Annotated in this window: 2 protein-coding genes and 1 pseudogene; all 3 read right to left on the bottom strand. The window is 45.9% G+C overall.

The genetic code is table 11. The annotated features are described in order from the left end of the window. Positions 1 to 71: 71 nt before the first annotated feature. The gene (locus A3739_RS09970) at positions 72 to 626 is read right to left on the bottom strand and encodes an HD domain-containing protein (RefSeq protein WP_068477083.1); all 555 of its coding nucleotides are present in this window, start codon (positions 624 to 626) and stop codon (positions 72 to 74) included. Beyond that, a complete protein-coding gene (gene phnX, locus A3739_RS09965; protein ID WP_068477081.1) occupies positions 623 to 1,438 on the bottom strand; it encodes a phosphonoacetaldehyde hydrolase in 816 nt (271 codons plus the stop codon). Before phnX ends, A3739_RS09970 begins: the two co-directional genes overlap by 4 nt. Before the next feature lie 15 nt (positions 1,439 to 1,453). Beyond that, a pseudogene (locus tag A3739_RS29880) lies at positions 1,454 to 1,745 on the bottom strand (2-aminoethylphosphonate--pyruvate transaminase); the annotation flags it as partial.

Here is a 1,745-nt window from a genome sequence, read left to right as displayed (position 1 = left end):
TGCTTATGACATTCCATAAGGCGTGACAAAAAGCAGAAGCAAGCACCAAAACGACAGCAATGTAGGTCATATCAGTTTTTAATCAGTCTCTCTAATAAAGGACGAAAGTAGCTGAGCGGTGCCGCACCTTGATCGATTTTTTTGCCTTCATCATCGTAACGGCGCAATGCGATGGCATTGCTGAAGCTGTTAGATTGTTCGAACGAACGCATTTGTTTTTCAGTCATCGGTCCTCCTTGCACAGCAAGACTTTGTTTTGAAGCCTCACTTAAGCTATTTAGATAACCGTCATCTTTTGCGCACAAATAACGCTTAGCGGCTACGTGCAATCGAATCGGGTCTGTGATCTGTTTCGGAAACAACGTATCAAGCATGGTTACGCCGACCCGCTCGTGGTGAAAGTCTTGTTCGTAATTTGCGTTATGTTCATAGGCGTGAAAGTGGCCAATATCGTGCAACAAGGCTGCCGCAATCAGAGCATCACCTGCATCCTCTTGTTCTGCTAGTGTTGCGCATTGGCGCATATGTAGGCTTTGCGAGACACCTTCGCCATAGTGCTCGTTGCCATATTGTTCGAATAAACTAAATAGCTCGTCGATGCTTTTTAACGCGATTGCCTCGCTCATGGGCGCTCTCCCCTCATAAGGCGTGCATTGATACGCTCGATCACATTTGGGAGCTCGGCGACGCTATCGATAATGTAGTGCGGGTTTACTTTGGCGAGTTTTTCTTCGGCACCTTGTCTTAGGTTTGACTGTTCTTCCTGATTGAGCGCTTCCCACTGCGCTTGTCGCAGTCCAAGGGCGTTGCCTGAAATGGATACACCAACTGTCCACATGCCAGCATGGCGGCCTTCCTCTAGTCCCGTTTCAGTGTCATCAACTTTTATACAAGTCGCCGCGTCAAGTATACCGAGCTCTTCCATGACTGCTTGCGCCATATATGGGTAAGGACGCCCCTTGCTAACTTGTGTAGCGCATACATTCGACTGGGTAGTGAAACCTTGTTGCTCGGCTGTTTTTGCAACTAAGGCGTACATCTCTTCGTTGTAACCAGTATTCGAGCCGATTTTGATCTTTTTGTCCTTAAGGTAGGCCATCGTATCTAAACAGCCCGGGATGACCTGACTAAACTCTTGGATTGTCTCTAATTGCAGTGGTAGAAACTCATGGTATAAGCGTTGTACATCTTTTTCAGATGGGCTTCTTTGATAAAGAGTCTCCCACTGCTGTGCAATCTTTGGCATGGCGAGCATTTGTCGAATGTGCTCGCTCTTCTCTGTGCCCATTGGAGCGCGACAGTCAGCATCGCTAACCGTAATGTCTTCATGTTCGAATAAAGCTTTGAACGCTTCTATCGGTGCGACAGAACCGAAATCAACAGTGGTGCCTGCCCAATCAAAAATGGCGGCTTGAACAGTGTTATTTGTGTTGTTCATAAATATCTCGCGTGTTTATAGCCAATAGCGTTCTTCAGAAACTGCTTGAATAAGTCTTTGAATATCTTCAGGAAATACGTGGCCAATCGTGCCGATTCGGAAGCAATCTGCTTGGCTTACTTTTCCGGGGTAAATAACGAAACCGCGTTTTTTTAATCCGTCATAAAAGGTATTGAAGCGATAACTTTCATACTGCGGGTTTAAAAACGTACTAATAAATGGTGAGCGTAAATCACCTTGTAGTAAGGTTGTGAAGCCAAGCTTTTCGATGCCGGCGATAAGGGTATCTCTATTTTTCAAGTAGCGT

The sequence above is a fragment of the Oleiphilus sp. HI0067 genome (genome assembly GCF_001635735.1).
Note: the sequence above shows the minus strand (reverse complement) of the source record. Positions and strands in the feature narration are given on the sequence as shown.

What these genes read in the sequence shown, in the direction of transcription:
- A3739_RS09970 (WP_068477083.1), bottom strand. Translation starts at nt 626, where the DNA reads ATGAGCGAGGCAATCGCGTTAAAAAGCATCGACGAGCTATTTAGTTTA.
- phnX (WP_068477081.1), bottom strand. Translation starts at nt 1,438, where the DNA reads ATGAACAACACAAATAACACTGTTCAAGCCGCCATTTTTGATTGGGCA.